This is a genomic window from Pseudomonas sp. KH_021 (assembly GCF_057838865.1).
This window is the reverse complement of sequence record NZ_CM174477.1, coordinates 3,526,378-3,548,633: the sequence shown is the minus strand read 5'-3', so window position 1 is coordinate 3,548,633 and position 22,256 is coordinate 3,526,378. Positions and strand designations below refer to the sequence as shown.

General features: G+C 59.6%; 18 protein-coding genes and 3 pseudogenes. 10 read left to right on the top strand and 11 right to left on the bottom strand.

Features of this window, described 5'->3' with window-relative positions; genetic code table 11:
- Positions 1-5 precede the first annotated feature (5 nt).
- Complete coding sequence (locus AC3IX4_RS16360) at positions 6-1,343, top strand: MFS transporter (protein WP_489256475.1); 1,338 nt, start codon at positions 6-8, stop codon at positions 1,341-1,343.
- A gap of 562 nt (positions 1,344-1,905) precedes the next feature.
- Here the strand turns inward: AC3IX4_RS16360 and AC3IX4_RS16355 are convergent.
- Positions 1,906-2,922 carry a GlxA family transcriptional regulator gene (locus tag AC3IX4_RS16355; RefSeq protein ID WP_489256474.1) on the bottom strand — a complete coding sequence of 339 codons (1,017 nt, stop codon included), beginning with the start codon at positions 2,920-2,922 and terminating at the stop codon, positions 1,906-1,908.
- 160 nt (positions 2,923-3,082) lie between these two features.
- Between AC3IX4_RS16355 and pssA the strand changes: the two genes are divergently transcribed.
- Entirely contained in the window at positions 3,083-4,420 is a 1,338-nt protein-coding gene (pssA, locus tag AC3IX4_RS16350) for a CDP-diacylglycerol--serine O-phosphatidyltransferase (protein ID WP_489256473.1), read from the top strand.
- On the opposite strand, the gene AC3IX4_RS16345 is transcribed toward pssA, so the two are convergent.
- On the bottom strand, positions 4,421-4,864 hold the full coding sequence (locus AC3IX4_RS16345) for a GlcG/HbpS family heme-binding protein (RefSeq protein ID WP_489256472.1): 444 nt from the start codon (positions 4,862-4,864) through the stop codon (positions 4,421-4,423). It abuts the gene before it with no gap.
- Positions 4,865-4,963: 99 nt separating this feature from the next.
- Between AC3IX4_RS16345 and AC3IX4_RS16340 the strand changes: the two are divergent.
- Positions 4,964-5,080 (top strand): annotated as a pseudogene (locus AC3IX4_RS16340) (methyl-accepting chemotaxis protein); the annotation flags it as partial.
- A 21-nt stretch (positions 5,081-5,101) separates the two neighbouring features.
- Here the strand turns inward: AC3IX4_RS16340 and AC3IX4_RS16335 are convergent.
- Positions 5,102-6,832 carry a hypothetical protein gene (locus AC3IX4_RS16335; protein WP_489256471.1) on the bottom strand — a complete coding sequence of 577 codons (1,731 nt, stop codon included), beginning with the start codon at positions 6,830-6,832 and terminating at the stop codon, positions 5,102-5,104.
- Between the two features lie 323 nt (positions 6,833-7,155).
- Here AC3IX4_RS16335 and AC3IX4_RS16330 point away from each other — a divergent pair.
- Positions 7,156-7,585: pseudogene (locus AC3IX4_RS16330) on the top strand (APC family amino acid permease); the annotation flags it as partial.
- A 463-nt stretch (positions 7,586-8,048) separates the two neighbouring features.
- On the opposite strand, the pseudogene AC3IX4_RS16325 reads toward AC3IX4_RS16330, so the two are convergent.
- A pseudogene (locus tag AC3IX4_RS16325) lies at positions 8,049-8,285 on the bottom strand (FAD-dependent oxidoreductase); the annotation flags it as partial.
- Positions 8,286-8,468: 183 nt separating this feature from the next.
- Between AC3IX4_RS16325 and hpaR the strand changes: the two are divergent.
- A complete protein-coding gene (gene hpaR, locus AC3IX4_RS16320; RefSeq protein WP_489256470.1) occupies positions 8,469-8,891 on the top strand; it encodes a homoprotocatechuate degradation operon regulator HpaR in 423 nt (140 codons plus the stop codon).
- 130 nt (positions 8,892-9,021) lie between these two features.
- Here the strand turns inward: hpaR and AC3IX4_RS16315 are convergent, their stop codons facing one another.
- The 5 genes from AC3IX4_RS16315 to AC3IX4_RS16295 all read right to left on the bottom strand — a co-directional run bounded on the left by AC3IX4_RS16315 (position 9,022) and on the right by AC3IX4_RS16295 (position 14,829).
- Positions 9,022-9,717 (bottom strand): N-acetyltransferase, encoded by a 696-nt coding sequence (locus AC3IX4_RS16315; RefSeq protein ID WP_489256469.1) that lies wholly within the window; start codon positions 9,715-9,717, stop codon positions 9,022-9,024.
- A gap of 290 nt (positions 9,718-10,007) precedes the next feature.
- A complete protein-coding gene (locus AC3IX4_RS16310) occupies positions 10,008-10,556 on the bottom strand; it encodes a cupin domain-containing protein (protein WP_489256468.1) in 549 nt (182 codons plus the stop codon).
- 65 nt (positions 10,557-10,621) lie between these two features.
- Positions 10,622-11,902, bottom strand: coding sequence for an NAD(P)/FAD-dependent oxidoreductase (locus AC3IX4_RS16305; protein WP_489256467.1), 1,281 nt, complete (start codon positions 11,900-11,902; stop codon positions 10,622-10,624).
- Between the two features lie 21 nt (positions 11,903-11,923).
- Positions 11,924-13,414, bottom strand: a complete 1,491-nt coding sequence (locus AC3IX4_RS16300; protein ID WP_489256466.1) for an aldehyde dehydrogenase — start codon at positions 13,412-13,414, stop codon at positions 11,924-11,926.
- A 38-nt stretch (positions 13,415-13,452) separates the two neighbouring features.
- Positions 13,453-14,829 (bottom strand): glutamine synthetase family protein, encoded by a 1,377-nt coding sequence (locus tag AC3IX4_RS16295; RefSeq protein WP_489256465.1) that lies wholly within the window; start codon positions 14,827-14,829, stop codon positions 13,453-13,455.
- Between the two features lie 270 nt (positions 14,830-15,099).
- On the opposite strand from AC3IX4_RS16295, the gene AC3IX4_RS16290 reads away from it, so the two are divergent.
- The 5 genes from AC3IX4_RS16290 (at position 15,100) to AC3IX4_RS16270 (ending at position 20,040) form a co-directional block, all read left to right on the top strand.
- Positions 15,100-15,858, top strand: coding sequence for a gamma-glutamyl-gamma-aminobutyrate hydrolase family protein (locus AC3IX4_RS16290; protein ID WP_489256464.1), 759 nt, complete (start codon positions 15,100-15,102; stop codon positions 15,856-15,858).
- A 135-nt stretch (positions 15,859-15,993) separates the two neighbouring features.
- Entirely contained in the window at positions 15,994-17,136 is a 1,143-nt protein-coding gene (gene potA, locus AC3IX4_RS16285; protein WP_489256463.1) for a polyamine ABC transporter ATP-binding protein, read from the top strand.
- 29 nt (positions 17,137-17,165) lie between these two features.
- On the top strand, positions 17,166-18,047 hold the full coding sequence (locus tag AC3IX4_RS16280) for an ABC transporter permease subunit (protein WP_489261301.1): 882 nt from the start codon (positions 17,166-17,168) through the stop codon (positions 18,045-18,047).
- Positions 18,044-18,943: an ABC transporter permease subunit gene (locus AC3IX4_RS16275; RefSeq protein WP_489256462.1), complete on the top strand. Its 900-nt coding sequence runs from the start codon at positions 18,044-18,046 to the stop codon at positions 18,941-18,943. Before AC3IX4_RS16280 ends, AC3IX4_RS16275 begins: the two co-directional genes overlap by 4 nt.
- Entirely contained in the window at positions 18,940-20,040 is a 1,101-nt protein-coding gene (locus AC3IX4_RS16270; protein ID WP_489256461.1) for a polyamine ABC transporter substrate-binding protein, read from the top strand. The genes AC3IX4_RS16275 and AC3IX4_RS16270 overlap by 4 nt, the downstream gene beginning before the upstream one ends.
- Positions 20,041-20,171: 131 nt before the next feature.
- On the opposite strand, the gene pcsA is transcribed toward AC3IX4_RS16270, so the two are convergent.
- Together pcsA and AC3IX4_RS16260 are read right to left on the bottom strand one after the other, a co-directional pair.
- Positions 20,172-20,894 carry a phosphatidylcholine synthase gene (pcsA, locus tag AC3IX4_RS16265; protein WP_489256460.1) on the bottom strand — a complete coding sequence of 241 codons (723 nt, stop codon included), beginning with the start codon at positions 20,892-20,894 and terminating at the stop codon, positions 20,172-20,174.
- A gap of 92 nt (positions 20,895-20,986) precedes the next feature.
- On the bottom strand, positions 20,987-22,000 hold the full coding sequence (locus tag AC3IX4_RS16260; protein ID WP_489256459.1) for an MsnO8 family LLM class oxidoreductase: 1,014 nt from the start codon (positions 21,998-22,000) through the stop codon (positions 20,987-20,989).
- Between the last annotated feature and the right edge of the window lie 256 nt (positions 22,001-22,256).

The window sequence follows — 22,256 nt, the reverse complement described above, 5'->3', positions numbered from 1 at the left end:
GTCTGATGCAGCACTCTAATGCCACCATGACCGCAGACTTTACCGTCCAGGAACAGACCGCCGAACGCCAGGCCTTGCGCAAAGCCGCGCGGGCCAGCTTCATGGGCAACTTTGTCGAATGGTTCGACTACGCCGCCTACGGCTACCTGGCGACGGTGATCGCCGCCACCTTCTTTCCCCAGACCGACAAGGCCACCGGCCTGCTGGCGACCTTTGCAGTGTTTGCCCTGTCATTTATCGTCCGCCCGCTAGGAGGGCTGGTATGGGGCCACTTTGGCGATAAATACGGGCGCCGCAACGCGCTGTCCTGGTCGATTTTGATTATGTCGATCTCCACCTTCTGTATCGGCATCTTGCCCACCTATGGCCATATCGGCCTATGGGCGCCAGCATTACTGCTATTGATTCGCCTGGTCCAGGGGTTCTCGGCCTCGGGTGAGTATGCAGGCGCCTCAGCGTTTCTGGCTGAATACGCACCCCAGGGCAAGCGGGGGTTGTACACCAGTATCGTGCCGGCCAGTACCGCGGCGGGTTTGCTGTTTGGCGCCGCTTTCGTGGCGGGCTTGCATGCGGTACTGACGGTTGAAGACCTCAACAGTTGGGGCTGGCGGCTGCCGTTTTTGTTGGCTGCGCCGTTTGGGCTGGTCGGGCGCTATATCCGCATGAGCCTGCAGGACACCCCCAAGTTCCTGGAAATGGAACAGCGCCTGGAAAACAAGGAATGCGCCACGCCTGCGCCGATTCGAGAACTGCTGACGGTACACCGCCGTAGTGTGTTCATCGGTATTGGCGCCACGTGCCTGAACGCGGTGGCGTTTTACCTGCTGCTCAGCTACATGCCGACGTACCTGTCGACGGAAATGGGCATGAGCGAGAACGATTCGTTCATCGCCTCTACGGTGTCGCTGGCGACCTACATCGGCCTGATCTTCCTGATGGGCAAGCTGTCGGACTACCTGGGGCGCAAGACCATGCTGTTGATGGCCTCAGTGATGTTCCTGTTGTTGACCTTCCCGCTGTTTGGCCTGCTTGATCATCAACCGCTGGTGATCATCCTGATGATCCAGATCGCCTTCGGCGCGATGCTGGCGATGAACGACGGCACTTTACCGAGCTTTCTGGCAGAGATTTTTCCGACGCGGGTGCGTTTCAGCGGCTTTGCCTTTAGCTTCAACATCGCCAATGCGCTGTTTGGCGGGACGGCACCGTTTATTGCGACCTGGTTGATCCAGGTCACCGGCAACAAGATGGCACCGGCCTGGTACCTGCTGGCCGCCGCGCTGGTGGCACTGATCGCGATGTTGGCCAGTCGGGAGACGGCGCATAAGGCCCTGCAGGACTAAAACATAACCACGGTACCGCTGGCTGTAGGAGCCAAGCTTGCTTGCGATGGCCACACCGCCGATCCAGCAGACAAACCGCAGCGCACTCATCGCAGGCAAGCCTGGCTCCTACAGGCGATGGGTACGGTACCGCTGGCTGTAGGAGCCAAGCTTGCTTGCGATGGCCACACCACCGATCCAGCAGACAAACCGCAGCGCACTCATCGCAGCATAGGTATCTACACATCTTTTGGCGTACTGCTACGAATGTAGCCGCTGACGAGGTACGAGGCTGCGATCGGCAGCGAAGCGGCCGTAAAACCTGAGACCATAATCCATCAGGCACACCGAAGGACCTGAATTTACGACGGCTTCGCCGCCGATCGCAGCCTCGTACCTCGGCAGCGGCTACAAGAGCCGCGCTGCCCCAGAGTTGTGTAGATACCTATGCTCATCGCAGGCAAGCCTGGCTCCTACCGGCGATGGCCACACCGCCGATCCAACAGACAAACCGTGGCGCACTCATCGCAGGCAAGCCTGGCTCCTACAGGCGATGGGCGCCCGGTCATTCAGGAAAGCCGCGTTACAGGTTCAGCGAGCCCTGCTTGCGTTCACCCATCGGCGATATGCCAAAGAAGCGGCTGTAGCACTTGGAGAAATGCGCGGGTGAGGTAAAACCGCACGCCAGGGCGATATCGCGCACTTGCGATTCGCTTCTGAGCAACAACTGCCGTGCGCGGGCCAGGCGCAGTTCAAGGTAATACTGGCTCGGCGTGCGTTGCAGGTATTTGTGGAACAGCCGCTCAAGCTGGCGGATCGAGATTTCGTTGAGCGTCGCCAGCTCGTCCAGGCTGACCGGCTCTTCCAGATTGGCTTCCATGATTGCCACCACCTGGCTGAGCTTGGGTTGTGAGGTGCCCAGGATGGTGCGCAGCGGCACGCGCTGCTGGTCGCGCTCCCCGCGCACTCGGTCACACAGCAGCAACTCGGCGGCGCGAGCTGCTATCGCGGTACCACCGGGCTCGCGAGCCACCAGTTGCAAGGTCATGTCCATCGAGGCCACGCCACCGGAGCAGGTGTAGCGGTCGCGATCCAGTTCGAAAATCTGGTTGGAAATGATGATGCCGGGAAAGCGCTCCTTGAGCGCCTCGATGTCTTCCCAGTGAATGGTGCAGCGATAACCCTTGAGCAGGTCGGCGCGTGCCAGCAGATGGCTGCCGGTGCAGATCCCGCCCAGGGGGACATGCTGCCCGGCCAGCTTGCGCAGCCAGTTGAGCAAAGGGCGATGGCCGGGGCCGGACACGATCGGGTTGGCACCGACCACAAACAAGGTATCGAGTTTCGGCGCATCTTCGATGCTGTGGTCCGGGAGGATGCGCATGCCATTGCTGGCAATCACCGGTTGCAGGTCGGCGGCGATCACCAGGGTTTTGTACAACGTCTGCTGGGCGGCCATATTGGCGATGCGCAGGGTTTCGATGGCCGAGGCGAAGCCGATGGTGGTGAAGTTGGGCATCACCAGAAAACCGATGGTTTTCACCGGCCGTTGCAGTTCGGGGGAACGCCGGGTGACAGGCGTCTTCTGGTAGGTCTTGGCCATCCTTTGTTCCTGCGCAGCAAACTGTTTTTATTAAAGTTTTCACATTCGAGCAGGCAGAATCTTACACCCGCAAGCCAGGCTGCTGTCCATCCCGACAGCCGGTGCCCCACAGAATGTGGTAATGATGGCAAGGTCTAGAGAGATAACTGCTGAGAGGCTTATGAGGTTCACGTCAAGCGCCACGCTGCAAACACTTCGCGGGTTTGAGATTTCGCCAGCGGACATCACCATCGTGCCGACGGCAGAGCACTATCGCCAGCGCCTGCTGGCGATGATCGCATCGGCAGAACAGCGAATCATGCTGGTTGCGTTGTATTTGCAGCAGGACGAAGCCGGCCAGGAAATCCTTGATGCGCTGTGCCGCGCCAAGGCTGCGCGCCCAGCGCTGGAGATCGTTGTCGTGGTCGACTGGTTCCGTGCCCAGCGTGGCCTCATTGGCGCAGGCAAGCAACCGGGCAATTGCGCCTGGTATTGTGCCGAGCGCCAGCGCCAAGGGCTGGATATCCCGATCTATGGCGTTCCCGTACAAACCCGCGAGTTGTTTGGCGTGCTGCACCTGAAGGGCAGCGTGATCGATGATTGTGTGGTTTACACCGGTGCCAGCCTCAACAACGTCTACCTGCACAAGTTCGATAAGTACCGCCTGGATCGCTATCACCTGATTGACAGCAAGCCGCTGGCCGATGCGTTCCAAGGCCTGGTACAGCATGTACTGGACTCGAAGGCCGCCAACCGGCTGGACCTGCCTTCACCGCCCACCTCCCGTAGCCTGCGCACCGATATCCGGCAACTGCGTGCCAGCCTCAAGCGCATGGCCTATGAAACCTTCAAGGGTAGCGAGAGCGCTGAAGGCATGCGTGTCATCCCGCTGCTCGGCGTTGGCAAGCACAACCCGCTCAACCGCACCCTCTGCCAATTGATTGCTGCCAGTCGCGAGCACCTGACCTTGTGTACGCCGTATTTCAATCCGCCCAAGGTGCTGATCGATGAAATCAATCATGCGCTGGCCCGCGGCGTGACGGTCGACATCATTGTGGGCGACAAGATCGCCAACGACTTTTACACGCCTCCGGAGGAGCCGTTCAGCATCAGTTCGGTACTGCCGTACCTGTATGAGAAAAACCTGCGCCATTTCGCCCAGAAACATCAGCGGGCAATCGCCGAGGGATGCCTGAACCTGTTTGTCTGGAACGACCCAGGGCATTCGTTTCATTCAAAAGGGATCTGGGTTGATCAGCGCTACACCTTGCTGACAGGCAACAACCTGAACCCGCGCGGCTTCCGCCTGGACCTTGAAAATGCCCTGCTGATCGACGACCCCAAGGCCCAGTGGGCAGCCGAGCGTAACCAGGAGCTTGAGCAGATCAAGCAGCACGTCAGCCGCGTCGAGCACTTTGAACAGCTGCAAGCCTTCAGTGAATACCCCACGCGGGTGCGGCGTTTTCTGCAGCGTGTGCGCTTTACCCGAATCGAGCGCTTGCTCTACCGCATGCTCTGATCAACTGGCTGCCAGCAATGCCGCTACGCGATCACGGGCGGCGGCAGCGCAGTCGCTGTCAACCTGCTCGCTGGCGCCGGAAACACCAATGGCGCCAATCACCGCATCCTCCCAGATAAAAGGTTCGCCGCCACCGAACAGTGCCACGTCGGCTTGCAGCGCCAAGCCATGTTGCACACCGGGCGAGGATTTGCTCAAGCGCTCGTCCCAGACGCTGGTCGAGACCTTGAAGCCTGCTGCGGTGCGAGCCTTTTTCAAGGCTATTTCACGGCTCTGGTTCGCCGCACCGTCCATGTGGCTCAGGTGAATGAGCTGGCCGCCGGCATCGACCACGCTGATGCTCAGATTCACGCCCAGGCTTTGGGCGAGCTGTTGCGCAGCTTGGCTGGCGTGCGTGGCGAGCAGCAGGGTGATTTGCGGTTGTTGGCGCAGTAAACCGTTCATGGGGACGTCCTTGAAAAAGAAGAGGATGCAGGATGATGAACATCCGGCGCAGAGGCAACTGTTTGCGATACTTGCGAATCGCGGTGCGTCAAGCGCCGGGGGCGGGGTTTCTCGGTAGTGGCCGATGAGGTCAAGAAGCTGGCCGAGAGTACCCGCCAGGTAACTCAAAAAATCCAGGCCATGCTCAGTGAACAGGTGGCCAGCGGCCGCAATTGATGCGGCCGCTGGGGAATGGTTTCAGGTCAAGGGCAACGGCACAATCCTGTAGCCTTGCTGTAGTTCACCGTTCACCTGACGCTGCGCCAAAATCAGTACGAATGTGTCGCTAGCCTGTGAATCGGGTACGTAGACACCGTCCTCGCTGATCTGGCCGGGGCCGTCGCAGGCGATGGTCCAGCTCGAAGTGACAGCCGCCCCTCGATAGGATGCCTGCAAGCGCAGGTGGTTCTGCGCCGTTTCAATGACTGAGACCTGTAGGGGTGGCGAATAGCGCTCTACCAGCACATGTGTGGTAGCGGCATCCGTTGCTGCTTGCGCCTGAATGGTTTCGATAAACAATGCGCTGTCAGAGTCCAGCCCCTGCGAACGAGGGGAGTAGAGGCACCTGTCCGCTGAGCTGCCCGCTTGCAACTCCCCACTTTCTCCGGCCACCGGGTCCTTGATGGACCACAGGGGCTGAGCCTCTGACAGGGTGTCGCATTGAAGCTCTACTTCTTCGCCCAGCATGCAATGCCGAATCGTTTGGGCGATTCGAATGGGTTCTGATTGCACAGTGAGCAAGGCGGTAGCGCTGAGGGTGCCGTCGGCGAGCATTGCCTTGACTCGTACCCGAGCATCGCGTCTACGCAACTGCTCGGCTTCTGGTGCCTGGTAGAGGCCTGACTGATTGATGCGGCCCAATGGAGTGTCGTGATCATCGACCGGTTCAAGGCTCCACTGCAGCTTGCGCTGTTTGGGCTGGGCCGTGAATTGTTGGCAACTGCCAGCATTGAGGGTGGACTGCAGAGGCATCACGCTGAAACGCTCGACGCCAAGTTGCACAGTGCCGAAGCTGGCAACATCCAACGGACGAGAGATCAGGGCCGAATCCAGTCGATAACCGCCGTTGAGCCTGAATACCTTATTGATGTCTGGCTCGCTACCTGGCCCGGGGCTGAGTTCGACAGGAACGCGGGCGGAGTCGATCATCAGTGTGTACGGGGCATTCGACTGGAGATCCTCGGCGATCAAATAGTGGTGGCCACCGGAGGCTGAGGGATAATTGCCGTCAGGTTCGCCGCGCATGGCAAACAGAATGTTCAGGCAGCCGTCTGGGTGATCGGATTCTGGATGCTTGGCCTGACTGCGCAGTGCAAAAGTTGCTGGTGTCAGCAGAGGGTTATCGGTAGTGACCCAGGCCAGCTCGAAGTTCAGTTGCTCGCTCGGCTGCTCGCGTAGCAGGCGCTGGAACAGACTGCCGGCAATGGCCTGGGCGAAGCGGCTATCGGCAATCTCCAGCCGGAAGTTCTCACCTTTGCTCAGGTCAATGTAGACACTGCCGTCGCGCTCAAGGCCTGAACCCTGATGATTCAGGCGCAGATCAAAACTGAGGGTAGGGCCGGTGCAGGCATTGAAATCAATCACCCTACGAGCCTGCCACTCATTGGCCTCTCGCTTGTAGGAGGTCTGTCGGCCGCCGATAACCTTCATCTTGACCCGGACCACTGCATCGTTTGCCTTGAGCTGTTCGAATGACAGTTGCGGGGCACCGAGCCTGCATTGTTCAAATCGTATTTGCATATCGCCGGTGATTTGGGCTGTGCCTGATAGCGCAGGCAGGGCTTGGCCCAATGCAAATCTGGCGATGTAGGCTTGGGTCAACAGCGGGTTCAGCGCATCACGATCCAGCGTGAGGTTGGCGCCCCAGTTCATCAGCCGTGATTCGGCCTTCATCCAGTGGAGCAGGTCGGTACTTGAGTGTTTGTGCATGTTCATGAACTCCTTGTGAACGTCTCGGTGTTTACCCCCAGCCTTCAGGCGGGGGGGCTTTGAGTTCTACGTTCGCAAGGGTGCTGCGCCAACTCGCTCTTTTAGGAGGTTGACAGGGTAAATGGCCGATCTGAAGCGCGGTGCCGGGTGAGTTGAATGTGCGCGCCATGCCGACAACCCTGGCAGCCAGCAACAAGTCCCTCGGCAGGCACGGGCAAGACGCTGGACCAAGAGCGGTGCAAAGTGGTTACGTAAGCTTCCCGCGGTCAAGGACGGGTCGACGAGCTAATAATCATAATCATCTGCTTTCGAGGTCCAACACGATGTCGATCAATGCCAAGCTCACCGCGCATTTGAACCGCGGGACGGTCGGCTTTCCTACGGCACTGGCCAGTACCATTGGCCTGATCATGGCGAGCCCGGTGATTCTGACGGCCACCACGGGGTTTGGTATCGGCGGCAGTGCGTTCGCCATTGCCATGCTGATCGGTGATCATGATGTTGGCCCAGGCCAGCGCCTTTGCCGAGGCGGCTTCGATCCTGCCGACCACCGGCTCCGTCTACGACTACATCAACTGCGGCATGGGCCGATTCTTCGCGATTACCGGCACCTTGTCGGCGTACCTGATCGTGCATGTGTTCGTCGGTACCGCTGAAACGATTTTGTCGGGTGTGATGGCCCTGGTGAACTTCGAACACCTCAATACCCTGGCCGAATCGGCAGGCGGTTCCTGGATGCTGGGCGTGGGTTTCGCCGAGGCTGGACGCTTGGGTGGCACGCCGGGCCAATTGCATTGCGACCGATTGAGCGAACGCTACGAAAGCTCCTGGCACTTGCGGTTTTTGTTGCGCACGGCCTTCTTTCCGCCTGCGGAACTGCGGGTGACGATCTGCCGGGATTTCGAGGCTTATCTGGCGCGAATGGCCGAGCTGTTTCGCGAGGCATTGCGTGGCACGTTGTTGGAAGTGGACGAGGCGCAGTTGGCGCTGTACAGCGACGCCTACCTTGGCATCATTGACAGCCTGCATGTGGAATTGGTGTACGCCGGGCCTGAGAGTTATGCACGGCGATTGAAGGCGCTGTGGCACATTTTTGCCTACTCGCTAAACGCCAAACCGTGATGATGCTATCGCGTGTAGGAGCAAGGCTTGCCTGCGATGAACGCACCGCGGTGGTCCGGCATTGCGCGGTGCGTTCATCGCAGGCAAGCCTTGCTACATCCGCCATGATCTGCCCACCGTTGCGGCCGGTGCCACCAAAGCCCAGGTAGCGCGCTTGGAGCACGACGATATTGGTGATGCCTTTCTCAGCCAGTTCCAGCGCAGTGTTGATACCGGAGAAGCCCCCGCCGATCACGACGACGTCAGCTTCTACATCCTGCTCCAGGGTCGGGAAGCTCAGGTTGTATTTCTTGGTGGCCGTGTAGTAGGTGGGCGTTTCGATATTGATCATGGAGCAGCCTGAAAGAGTCGGTGGAGATAGGGTCTATTAACGCGCTGAACAGGGGCGAGTGTCTTGACCCTGTCTGCCGGATTTTTTGCACACGAGTGCCAGTGCCCGTGTTTTGGTTGGATATTTGGTAAAGTGTCAAAAACTTATTAAAATGTTAATTAATTAAATTGTGATCGACCCATTATGCTCAAACCTCGCCAGTCCCTGACCCTTACGATGCTGCAGGCCCGTGAAGCGGCCATGAGTTTCTTTCGTCCTTCCTTGAACCAGCACGGCCTGACCGAACAGCAGTGGCGGATCATTCGCCTGCTCAATCAACATGGGGATATGGAGATCTATCGCTTGGCAGAACTGGCCTGCATCCTCAAGCCGAGCATGACGGGAGTGCTGGTGCGAATGGAGGCGGCCGGATTGATTCGCCGACGTAAGGACGACCAAGACCAGCGACGGGTCTGGGTGACCCTGGACGAGAAAGGAGAGGCGATGTTTGCCTCGATGAGCCAGAGCATGGAGGCCAATTACCAGCGGCTGCAGTTGAAGTTGGGCGAAGACAAGCTGCAGCGTTTGCTGGAGTTGCTGGATGACTTGAAGAAGGTCAAACGCTAACGTGCCTGGCGCACCGCGGTGCCTTCATCGCTGTAGGAGCGACGGTGTAGTGGCTAGCCCTTGGTCGCGATGAACGCACCGCGGTTTGCCTGATGCACCGTGGTGTGTCCATCGCGGCTGAAGCCGGCTCCTACGTGGAGGGGGCGGTCGCGGTGGCGGTGGGTCGACTCGGTTTGCACAGCGGCTCCAGTCGCGAGCCGTTGTAGCGGGCTTGGCGGAACAGCTTGAAGCGCCCGAACAGTCCGTAAACATGTACGGCACGGCCTTGCTCTTGATAACCCATGCGGATATGCAACTTAAGCGCCGGCACATTATGGGTTTCCACCACATCCACCACTTTGTTGCAGCCCTGGGCCTGCATGGCGTGCCAGAGGTTGAGCTGAGCATCCACTGACAGGCTGGTGCCAAAATACGGTCGTGTCATTTCGCCGCCAAACTCAAAGAACTCGCCGGGCTTTACCGCAAAGGTATAGCCGTAATAGTGACGGTCATGGTAATCACGGGGGCTGCCCCAGATAAAGGCGATGGCATCGTTATTTGCGTCCAGGTACATGTGCCCGGTGTGCCCTTCACGCGCCAGTTCCTGCATGGTGTGCACCCGGTCGCCAAAGTACCTGGCAAAGGCTGAGGCATTGCTTTCGGTGATGGTGAGCAGCCGCGCCGTGGGGTAGGGCCGCAAGCTGTGGGGTCCCACGGGGGACACCAGGTCACGCTCCATCCACAACAGTTCCCAATGAAAGAACACATAGCGTTCCCACAAGGTTTTGACGGTACGACGCAGGCCTTTTTGTTTTATCCGTTCGCTGAGCTTGCGATATGCGCCCATGGAGCCTCCTGAGTGGCCGTGGCGAAATAACGAGGGGTCGAAGAGGAAAATGCAGGTCGCTTCCAGCTTCTGGAGAGTGGTATAGAGCAGCGACGGAGCAGCCGTATCAAAGGGCCGTCTATGAGTTTATTTCAAGATGTTTGCAGGTGCTCCTGAGAGAAGTCAGGAATGACGGTATAGAGCGGTATTTCGGGCTTTTGCGGGGACTAGAGTCATTGCTCAAAACGATGAGCGGTTATGCAAAGTGCGCTTGACAGCGCACTCTTGATTGTGATGGCGACCTATTGGCGTCAGAAATTCGCGGGCGTGTTGGCGCTGACGATCTCGGCCTCGTCCTGGCCAATATTCTTGAAGCTGTGGGGCAGGGTGGTGGGGAAGTAATAGCCGTCACCGGTGTTGAGAACGCTCACCTTGCCGTCGATGGTCAGCTCGACCGTGCCACGCGTCACCAGGCCACATTCCTCGCCCTCGGCATGCACGATCGGGTCTTCGCCGGAGCCTGCGCCGGGCGCGTACAGCTCGCGCAGCATGCGCATCTGCCGGCCCGGCACGCTGGCACCCACCAGCAACAGGCGCAGGCCGTGGCGACCGAGGTCTGGCTGGTCGCCATTGCGAAAAATATAGGGCTCCTGCCGGGACGGTTCATCAAAGGAGAAGAACTCGGCCAGCGACATGGGAATGCCCTCCAGCAGCTTCTTTAGCGAGCTCACCGAAGGGCTGACGCGGTTCTGTTCGATCAGGGAAATGGTCGAGTTGGTAAGGCCGCTGCGCCGGGCCAGCTCCCGCTGGGAAATCTGGCAGCGCTCACGCACCAGTCTGAGTCGTGTCCCTGTGTCCATAGCCGCCTGATGTCAAAGATTTTTGGGCGGGCCATTAAAACATAAACAGAACCGCAAGCCACAGATCAAACGCCGAAGCGATCACGCAGCGCGTAATAGGCCGCCCCCATCGCCGTGAGCGGCACCTGGAAGGTGCGGCCGCCTAGCATTGGCATGTGCGGCAGGCTGGCGAAGGCATCGAAGCGCTCGGCATCACCGCGGATCATTTCAGAGATCAGCTTGCCGGCCAGGTGTGAGCAGGTCACGCCGTGGCCGCTGTAGCCCTGCATGAAGTAGGCGTTTTTCTCCACCCGGCCAAATTGCGGCATGCGCGACATGGTCAGCAGGAAGTTGCCGGTCCAGCGGTAATCGATCTTGATGCCGGACAGTTGCGGGAAGGTCTTGAGGATCTTCGGCACAATCAGTTGTTCGATGTCCTTGGGCTCGCGCGCGCCATAGACCACGCCGCCGCCGTACAGCAGACGGTTGTCGGCGGTGATGCGAAAGTAATCCAGCAGGTAGTTGCAGTCTTCGACGCAGTACTGGTTGGGGATCAGGCTCTTGGCGACTTTTGCCGGCAAGGGTTCGCTGACCACGATCTGTGAGCCGCAGGGCATGCTCTTGCGGGTTACCCGTGGGTCCAGTTCGTCGCTCAGGTAGGCATTGCCTGCGAGCAGCAGGTACTTGGCGCTGACCTGGCCCTTGGCCGTGCGGATCACGTGCGGCTCGCCGTACTGAATGTTGATCGCCGCCGACTGCTCAAAAATACGCCCACCCCGCTTGAGCACCGCCGCCGCTTCACCCAGGGCCAGGTTCAACGGGTGCATATGCCCACCACTGCGGTCCAGCAAGCCACCGATGTAGCGTTTGGAGGCGACTTCCTGGCCGATCTGATCGGCCGAGAGCATTTCCAGTTGCCGGTTGCCGTAGCGCTCCCAGGTCTTCTTCTGGTCAGCCAGGCCTTTGAGCTGCTTGTTGTTCAACGCCGCAAAGATGCCCCCCGGGCGATAGTCGCACTGGATGTCGTATTCCTTGATGCGCTGGCGGATGATAGTGGCGCCTTCGAAAATCATGCTGCCCAAGGCCTCGGCCGATTGGGCACCGTAGCGTTGCTCGATGACGTCGACGTCGCGGCTGTAGGAGTTGACCAACTGCCCGCCATTGCGCCCGCTGGCGCCGAAGCCGACCTTGGCCGCCTCCAGCACCACCACCTTGAAGCCGGCTTCGCTCAGAAACAGCGCCGAAGACAGGCCGGTGTAGCCGGCACCGATGATGCACACGTCACAGTCGACAGCGCTTTCCAGGGTCGGAAATTCAGCCATCGGGTTCTTCGACGCGGCGTAAAAACTGTTCACATAAGTTTGCATTATTGTTATTTCCGCAGGCAGTTACAGCTTGATCCAGGTGGCCTTGAGTTCGGTGTACTTGTCGAACGCATGCAGGGACTTGTCGCGGCCATTACCCGATTGCTTGAAACCCCCGAATGGGGCGGTCATGTCGCCGCTGTCATATTGGTTGACCCACACGCTGCCGGCGCGCAAGCGCCGGGCGACGTTATGGGCCTTGCTCAGGTCCCGAGTCCACAGGCCTGCAGCCAGGCCGAAAGGCGTGTCGTTGGCGATCTCCACGGCTTGATCGACGGTGTCGAAGGCGATCACCGACAGCACGGGGCCGAAGATTTCCTCGCGGGCGATGGTCATGGCGTTGTCCACGCCATCGAACAGCGCAGGTTCCATATAAAGGCCGCCGGTTTCTTCCAGGGTGCGTTGGCCGCCGATCAACAGTTGGCCGCCTTCGGCCTGGCCGATGCCGACGTACTTGAGCACGTTCTCCAGTTGGCGGCTGTCTACCACGGCGCCCACACGGGTGGCCGGGTCCAGCGCATGGCCAGGCTTCCAGGCCTTGAGGGCCTCGACCACCATGGGAATGAAACGCTCCTTGATCGAACGCTCCACCAATAACCGCGAACCTGCCGTGCAGACTTCACCCTGGTTGAAGGCGATGGCGCTGGCGGCTGCCTGGGCGGCAACTTCCAAGTCTGGTGCATCGGCGAACACGATGTGTGGGCTCTTGCCGCCTGCTTCCAGCCAGACGCGCTTCATGTTGCTCTGGCCGGCATAGACCATCAGTTGCTTGGCCACGGCGGTGGAGCCGGTGAACGCCAGGGTGTCGATATCGTTGTGCAGCGCCAAGGCCTTGCCGACGGTGTGGCCAAAGCCCGGCAAGACGTTGAACACACCGGCCGGAATGCCAGCCTCAAGCGCCAGCTGGGCGATACGAATCGCAGTCAGTGGCGACTTTTCGGACGGCTTGAGAATGAACGAGTTGCCCGCCGCCAGTGCTGGGGCAAATTTCCAGGCGGCCATGATCAGTGGGAAGTTCCACGGAACAATGGCCGCCACCACGCCGACCGGTTCTCGGGTGACCAAACCCAGCTGGTCGATCGGCGTGGGAGCGACTTCGTCGTAGATCTTGTCGATGGCCTCGGCGCTCCAGCGGATCGCGTTGGCAGTGGCGGGCACGTCGATGGACAGCGAATCGCTGATCGGCTTGCCCATGTCCAGGGTTTCGAGCAGGGCCAGTTCATCCTGGTGCTCAAGGATCAGGTCGGCAAAGCGAATCAGCGTGCGCTTGCGCTCGGCCGGTGCTTGTTGCGACCAGACACCCGACGCGAAGGTGCGCCGGGCAACGGCCACGGCGCGCTCGGCGTCTTCAAGGTCGGTGCTTGCCACAGACGCCAGCCGGCGCCCGTCCACAGGGCTTGTGCACTCGAAGGTCTCGCCCGACGCTGCCGGGCAGTAGTGGCCGTCGATAAACGCCCGGCCCTCGATATTCAACGTCTGGAAGTACTGCTCCCAGTCGTGCTGGTTTTTGCTCATGATGGTTCTCGGCAACGTGGGTAAGGCTTCAAGTTCGATCAGACGGTGTGCAAGTACCAGTTGTACTCAAGGTCTGAGATGGAGTGCTCGAACTCTGCCAGTTCGCTTTCTTTGCACGCCACGAAGATGTCGATGTAGCGCGGGTCGATGTAGCGGGCCATGACCTCGCTGTCATCCAGCTCGCGCAGGGCATCGCGCAGGTTGTTGGGCAGGCTCTGCTCGTTCTGCTCGTAGGAGTTGCCTTCCACCGGCGCGCCGGGTTCGATCTGGGTGGTCAGGCCGTGGTGGATGCCGGCCAGGACGGAGGCCAGCAGCAGGTACGGGTTGGCGTCGGCGCCAGCCACGCGATGCTCGATGCGCACCGCATCGGCGGAACCTGTCGGTACACGCAGGGCTACGGTACGGTTATCGATCCCCCAGCACGGAGAGTTCGGCACGTAGAACTGTGCGCCGAAGCGACGGTACGAGTTGACGTTGGGGCACAAGAACGCCATCGATGCAGGCAGGGTCTCCAGCACACCGCCGATCGCGTGGCGCAGCGCGGCGTTCTGCTCGGGATCCTCGCTGGCGAAGATGTTCTTGCCGTGCTTGTCCAACAACGAAATATGCACATGCAGGCCGTTGCCCGCCTGGCCGCGATACGGTTTGGCCATGAAGGTGGTGTCCATTTCATGGTCGTAGGCGATGTTCTTGATCAGGCGCTTGAGCAGTACGGCGTAATCGCAGGCCTTGAGCGGGTCGGCGACGTGATGCAGGTTGACTTCGAACTGCGCCGGGGCGCTTTCCTTGACGATGGCATCAGCCGGGATGCCTTGCTCCTTGGCGCCTTCAAGAATGTCTTGCAGGCAATCGACGTACTCGTCCAGGTCATCGATCAGGTACACCTGGGTCGACTGCGGGCGTTTGCCGGAAATCGGCGAACGCGGCGATTGCGGCCGGCCGTTCACGTTTTCCTGGTCGATCAGATAGAACTCAAGCTCGAACGCCGCGCAGATGGTCAGGCCCAGGTCGTCGAATTTTTTCACGACCTGGCGCAGCACTTCGCGAGGGTCGGCAAAGAACGGCTCACCTTCCATTTCGTGCATGGTCATCAGCAGTTGCGCGGTGGGGCGCTTCTGCCAGGGCTCGTTGCACAAGGTGTCGGCAATGGGGTAGCAGATGCGGTCGGCGTCGCCGATGTCCAGGCCCAGGCCTGTGCTTTCCACCGTCGAGCCATTGATGTCCAGGGCAAAGAGCGAGGCGGGCAGGTTGATGCCTTTCTCGTAGACCTTGTGCAGGCTGGCCCGCTCGATGCGCTTGCCGCGAACCACGCCGTTCATGTCGGCAATGAGCAGATCCACGTAGAGGGTTTCGGGATGTTTTTTAAGAAAGACGTTCGCTTCGTTCAGTTGAACGGTTTGCGTGGGGACCGCCATTTTGCAACACCTATTATTGTTTAAAATATTGTTCACCGCCCTTTCACTATTTCAGTCAATCCGAAACACCTGAGGAAGTCAACAGGCGGATTAAGTCCACAAAAAGTGAGTGATAATGGCATTTAAGGCGTTAGTTGGCGCATTAGGCACTTTAATAGCCCAATTTGGCCCTGCCGTTGTTCTGAATTTTTGACGGGGTGGTTGTTAATTAAAATCAACGAAGATAAGCTCCAACTCGCTCGAAGCTGTCCATTCTTTCAGGGGGTGAACATGGCCACTCAGCCATGGGTTGGAGTTACGGCGTGCGTCAAGACCATCGGTTTGCACGCCTACCACGTCAGTGGTGACAAGTACCTGCGCGCCGTCAGTACAGCCGCCGAGGCGGTGCCGGTGGTGTTACCGGCGCTGGCGGAATTGACCGATATCGCAGCGTTGCTGGCGCGTCTGGATGGGTTGCTGTTGACCGGCTCGCCGTCCAACGTCGAACCGTTCCACTATCAAGGCCCGGCCAGCGAGCCTGGTACCGCCCATGATTCGGCGCGTGATGCGCTGACGCTGCCGCTGATTCGCGCTGCGATCGATGCCGGGGTGCCGGTGTTGGGCATCTGCCGCGGCTTTCAGGAAATGAACGTGGCGTTGGGCGGCAGCCTGCATCAGAAAGTCCACGCGTTGCCGGGCTTTCTCGATCACCGTGAACCCGCCGACCAGCCGCTTGAGGTGCAGTACGCTCCGGCTCACGACGTCAACGTGCAGCCTGGCGGCGAGTTCTCGCGACTGCAATTGCCGCCGACCTTCAAGGTCAACTCCATCCATTCCCAGGGGATTGATCAATTGGCGCCGGGCCTGCGTGCCGAGGCGTTGGCACCCGATGGCCTGATCGAGGCGGTGTCGGTGACCGGCAGCCGCGCCTTTGCACTCGGTGTGCAGTGGCACCCGGAATGGCAAGTGTTGGACAACCCGGTTTACCTGCAAATCTTCAAAGCCTTTGGCGCGGCCTGCAAGGCGCGTGCGCAGCTGCGCCAGGGCTGATTTGAGTTTGTAACGTCAAGGTATTCAGCCCAGTGAATACCGCAGGCCACGCCGCCTTGCAGCGCGGTCAGGTGAAAACAATAAATCAAGGCAGGCCCTGATGGCCTTGCCGCAAACACCTGTTGGGAGTTTCACATGGCTAACGCCTCCAGCATTTACAGGAAGGCTCTTGAAGGCGATCAGCAACCGAAAAAGGTGCTGCTCAAAATCGATCGCGTCACCAAGAAATTCGACGAAACCGTCGCCGTGGATGATGTCTCCCTGGACATTCACCAGGGCGAAATCTTTGCCCTGCTGGGCGGTTCGGGGTCGGGTAAATCCACGTTGTTGCGCATGCTGGCAGGCTTCGAGCGGCCGACCGAAGGGCGCATCTATGTCGATGGCGTCGACATCACCGATATGCCGCCCTATGAGCGGCCGATCAACATGATGTTCCAGTCCTATGCGCTGTTTCCGCACATGACCGTGGCGCAGAACATTGCTTTCGGTCTCAAGCAAGACAAGATCCCGGCCGCTGAAATCCAGGCGCGGGTCGATGAAATGCTCAAGCTGGTGCACATGAGCCAGTACGCCAAGCGCAAGCCGCATCAGCTGTCCGGTGGCCAACGCCAGCGTGTGGCGCTGGCTCGTTCGTTGGCCAAACGCCCGAAACTGCTGCTGCTCGATGAGCCGATGGGGGCGCTGGACAAAAAGCTGCGCTCGCAGATGCAACTGGAGCTGGTGGAGATCATCGAGCGGGTCGGCGTGACCTGCGTGATGGTGACCCACGATCAGGAAGAAGCCATGACCATGGCTGAACGCATCGCCATCATGCACCTGGGCTGGATTGCCCAGACCGGCACCCCGGTGGATGTCTACGAGGCACCGACCAGCCGGCTGGTGTGCGAGTTCATCGGCAGCGTCAACCTGTTTGACGGCACGGTAGTGGATGACCAGGAAGGCTTTGCGATCATCCAGAGCCCGGACCTTGAGCGCGACATCTATGTCGGCCACGGGGTCAGCACCCCGGTTGAAGACAAGCGCATCACTTACGGCATTCGCCCGGAAAAACTACTGGTCTCGACCACCCAACCCGAGGGCCGCTACAACTGGTCCCGCGGGGTGGTGCATGACATCGCCTACCTGGGTGGCCATTCGGTGTTCTACGTCGAGTTGCCGGGCGGCAAGATCGTCCAGTCGCTCATGGCCAACGCCGAGCGCCGTGGCGCACGGCCGACCTGGGATGATGGGGTGTACGTCTGGTGGGAGGATGACAGCGGCGTGGTACTGCGCCCATGAACAGCTCAATGAACCTGCTCCAGCGACTGCTGCCCAGTGGCCGGCAACTGGTGATCGGCGTGCCGTTCATCTGGCTGTGCCTGTTCTTCCTGCTGCCGTTCTTCATCGTCATGAAGATCAGCTTTGCGCAGGCGGAGGTCGCCATTCCGCCTTATAGCGAGATCTATACCTTTGTCGATCAGCATGTCCAGCTGCTGCTGAACTTCGGTAACTATGCGTTGCTGGCCGATGACGGGCTGTACGTCATGGCTTACCTGGGCTCTTTGAAAGTGGCGTTCTTCAGCACGCTGATGTGCCTGCTGATCGGCTTTCCCATGGCTTACGCCATTTCCAAAGCGCGCAAGGAAGCGCAAACCGTCTTGCTGCTGTTGATCATGATGCCGACCTGGACGGCGATCCTGATCCGCGTGTATGCCTGGATGGGCATCCTCAGCAACAACGGCCTGCTCAACGCTTTTCTACTCTGGACCGGCCTGATCAGCCAGCCGCTGGAAATCCTCAACACCAACATCGCGGTGTATATCGGCGTGGTGTACTCCTACCTGCCGTTTATGATCCTGCCGCTGTACGCCAACCTGGTGAAGCACGATGCGAGCCTGCTCGAAGCGGCTTCGGACCTAGGGTCGAGCACCTTGAACAGCTTCTGGAAAATCACCGTGCCGTTGGCCAAGAACGGCATCATCGCCGGCTGCATGCTGGTGTTCATTCCGGTGGTGGGCGAGTTCGTCATCCCTGAGCTGATGGGCGGCCCGGAAACCCTGATGATCGGCAAGGTGCTCTGGCAGGAGTTCTTCAACAACCGTGACTGGCCGGTGGCGTCTGCCCTGGCGGTGGTGATGCTGGCGATCCTGATCGTGCCCATTGTGCTGTTCAACCGCAGTCAGGCCAAAGAGATGGAGGGCAGGGCATGAGACGTTTCGGATTTTCCAGCGCGATGCTGGTGGCGGGGCTTGCGTTTATCTACCTGCCGATGTTGATTCTGGTGATCTACTCGTTCAACGCCTCCAAGCTTGTGACGGTGTGGGGTGGCTGGTCGGTGAAGTGGTACGCGGGGCTGTGGGACAACACCCAGTTGATGAGCTCGGTAGGGCGTTCGCTGGAGATCGCCTGCTACACGGCGGTGGCCGCCGTGGCACTGGGCACCTTGGCCGCCTTTGTGCTGACTCGGGTGACTCGCTTCAAGGGCCGCACGCTGTTTGGCGGCCTGGTGACGGCGCCGCTGGTGATGCCTGAGGTGATCACCGGCCTGTCGCTGTTGCTGCTGTTCGTGGCCATGGCGCAGTTGATCGGTTGGCCGATGGAGCGTGGCATCGTCACCATCTGGATTGCGCACACCACCTTCTGCGCAGCTTACGTGGCGGTGGTGGTCTCGGCGCGTTTGCGCGAGCTGGACCTGTCGATCGAAGAGGCGGCGATGGACTTGGGGGCGCGGCCTTTCAAGGTGTTTTTCCTGATCACCATTCCGATGATTGCGCCGTCGTTGGCGGCGGGCGGGATGATGTCCTTTGCCTTGTCGCTCGATGACCTGGTGTTGGCCAGCTTCGTGTCTGGCCCAGGTTCGACCACCTTGCCGATGGAAGTGTTCTCGGCGGTGCGCCTGGGTGTAAAGCCTGAGATCAACGCCGTCGCCAGCTTGATCCTGCTGGCGGTATCCTGCGTGACCTTTTTGGTCTGGTGGTTCAGCCGCCGGGCCGAAAACAGCCGCAGACGCTCGATCCAGTTGGCGCTGGAAGAAAGCGTTGCGCAGTCCTCGCACAGCGAGCGGCCCGCGCGTGAATCAACAAGAAAAGTGGAGTTGTACACATGAGAATGTTTGGCAGGACTCTGATGGCCGCTGCCTGTATTGCAGCTGCGGCCAGCGCCGTCGCCCAGGCCGATGACAAGGTGCTGCACGTTTATAACTGGTCCGATTACATCGCGCCCGAAACGATCAAGCGTTTCGAGACTGAAACCGGCATCCAGGTCGTGTACGACGTTTATGACAGTAATGAAACCCTGGAAGCCAAGCTGCTGACGGGCAAGTCGGGCTACGACATCGTGGTGCCGTCCAACAGCTTTCTGTCCAAGCAGATCAAGGCCGGGGTCTACCAGGAGCTGGACAAGTCGCGCTTGCCAAACTGGAAAAACCTCAATCCGGCCTTGCTGAAAAACGTGGCAGTCAGCGACCCGGATAACCGCCATGCCTTCCCGTATATGTGGGGCACCATCGGTATCGGCTACAACCCAGAGAAAGTCCGTGAAGTGCTGGGCGCCGACGCACCGATTAACTCCTGGGACTTGCTCTTCAAGCCGGAATACGTGGAAAAGCTCAAGGCCTGTGGCGTGAGCTTCCTCGATTCGTCGACCGAAGTACTGCCCATTGCCCTGCATTACCTCGGTTACCCGACCGATAGCCAGGACAAGCAGCAGATCGCCGAGGCCGAAGCGTTGTTCCTGAAGGTGCGGCCGGCGATCTCCTACTTCCATTCGTCCAAGTACATTTCGGACCTGGCCAACGGCAATATCTGCGTGGCCGTCGGCTATTCGGGTGACATCCACCAGGCCAAGGCACGCGCCGAAGAGGCTGGTGCACCGGGGCGCGTGGCGTTCAGTATTCCCAAGGAAGGGGCGGGGAGCTTCTACGACATGGTGGCCATGCCAAAGGATGCCACCAACGTCGACGGCGCCTACCTGTTCATGAACTACCTGATGCGCCCTGAGGTGATGGCCGAGATCACCAACAGCGTGGGCTACCCCAATGCCAACGCTGCCGCTACACCGCTGGTCAATGACGAGATTCGTACCGACCCCGGCGCGTATCCGCCAGAGCAGGTGCTGTCGACCCTGTATGCGATTGCGGACTTGCCCATGGCCTCCCAGCGCTACATGAACCGCGCCTGGACCAAGATCCGCTCGGGGCTCTGACGACCAAGAGTCGTGCTGAACTTCAAATAAATATTGTGGGAGCGGGCCTGCCCGCGAATGAAGACACCGCGGCGTATCAGGTGTATCGCGGTGGATCTATTCGCAGGCAAGCCTGCTCCCACATGTAGGGGTCAGTCGTCGATTTTTCTACCCAACCACTCCAGCGCCGTACGCCACAGGCAGATGCCCAGGAAATAAGCGGACATCGCCAGCCAAGTGTTCAATACCAGCGCATTGCTGAAAGGATGGCTGAGCACCAGCAGCGCACTGCACAGCAGCCAGATAAAGGTCACTGTGATGTTGATCGGCATGAATTTGCGCACCCGAAAGGGATGCAAAAATTTCATCCGGGTAACGGTCAGCAAGGCCAGTGCGACGATGCTCAGCAGCGTCCACCACGGGCCGGGCGACAAGGTATAGAAACACAGCGCAACCACGTTCCAGGCAGCCGGGAAGCCCTGGAAGTAGTTGTCCTTGCTTTTCATGTTGACGTTGCAAAAGCAGAACAGCGAAGAGACCAGGATGATGATGGTCGCCAGCAAAGCGGTGAAGTCCGGCAACGGTATATAGCGGTAGATAAACAGGGCAGGGATGAAGACGTAAGTCAGAAAATCGATGACCAGGTCCAGTACCGAGCCGTCGAAGTGGGGCAGCACTGACTTCACATTGACTCTGCGGGCCAACGAGCCGTCGACGCCATCGACAATCAGCGCCACGCCCAGCCACAGCAGGCAGGCCTTGGGCTGATTGTCGAACAGTGCCAGGGTCGCCAGGAACGCGGTGATCACGCCGGTGGCGGTAAAACCATGGGCGCCCCAGGCCTTGAGCCTGGCTGTGTCGAGAGTCGAAATCAAAGGCGTTCTCCAGCAATCTTGGGTGCTTGAAGCGATTGATCTGAAGGATAGGCACATTTGCGCTGTTTATCTCGAAGCCCAGGCATCAACGTTCAAGGGGATATCAGCGCTTGTGCCAGCAAACGGTAGCTTTCAATCCTCGTTGAAAGGGCGTGGGTCACGGTCACGATGCCGATCTCATCCGTTGAGAACGCCTGTGCCAGCGTCAGGATCTGCTCGCGGCAGGTCGCGGGCGCCCCCACCACCATGGCATCGAGCGTTTCATCGAACTCAGCGCGGTCGGCAGCACTCATGCGCTGGCGACGCAGTTCAACCTCTTCGGGGCTGAGCAACGGCTCGCGAGGGCCACGCCCGGCCATCATCTTGCGATAGACGGCGGTGCCTGCGATAAACCGGGCCTGATCGTCCGTCTCAGCGCAGATCACCGCCAAGGCCAACAGTTTGGGTTTTGGACTGTGGCCCGCATGCTGCAAAGCTTGGGCATGATGGTCAAAGATCACCGGCGAGCACACCTGCGGGGCAATAAACCGCGCAAGCGCCAAGCCCATCCCCAATTGCCCTGCCAGCCCGGCACTGCCGCCGCCGGAGCCCAGCATCCATAGCTCGGGCAGGGCGTTGTCGTCGGGCAGGCAATGTAATTGGGCGTAAGGGTGGCGGTCCGGGAAGCTGCCGCGCAAAAAAGCGCACAGTTCACTGGCCTGTTGCGGGAAGTGGTCCTGATGGCTCAATGGGGCAGGGGATGCCAGAGCGGCCGAGCTCAATTGACTGCCACCAGGCGCACGGCCGATGCCCAGGTCGATCCGACCGGGAAACAGAGTGGCCAACAGCCGAAAGAGCTCCGCGACCTTGTAGGGGCTGTAGTGACTCAGCATCACGCCGCCGCTGCCAATGCGCATGTGCTGGGTGGTGGTGGCGATTCGCGTCAGCAGAATCTCTGGAGCGGGGCCTGCAAATTGAATGCTGTTGTGGTGTTCGGCCAGCCAGTAGCGGTGATAGCCCAAGGTGTCGCAGGCCGAAGCCAGTTCAACCGAGGCCAGCGGCGCGGCGCTGGCGGGTCGATCACCGTGGACGGGGGTTTGATCAATGACGGTCAGGCGCAGAGACAAGGTGCGGGTCCTTCCTGAGGGGAAAGTAGGATTGGCAATAAAGTTAAGATGTTAACTTGTTTTTTGCAAATCAGGGCGCCGAACCATCGTGATGTAAGACCGCAGTGAAGCGATCGCGACGGTTCGGCGTCCTGACAGGTTCGGCTCCATCCAGCATCAGATAGTGAGCGCGAAAATTTATAGCGGTCTGGCTTGGGCGACTTTGATTTGTCTTGATGAGGTTGCTCCCCGATCGTTTCCACATAATGGGTGGCCA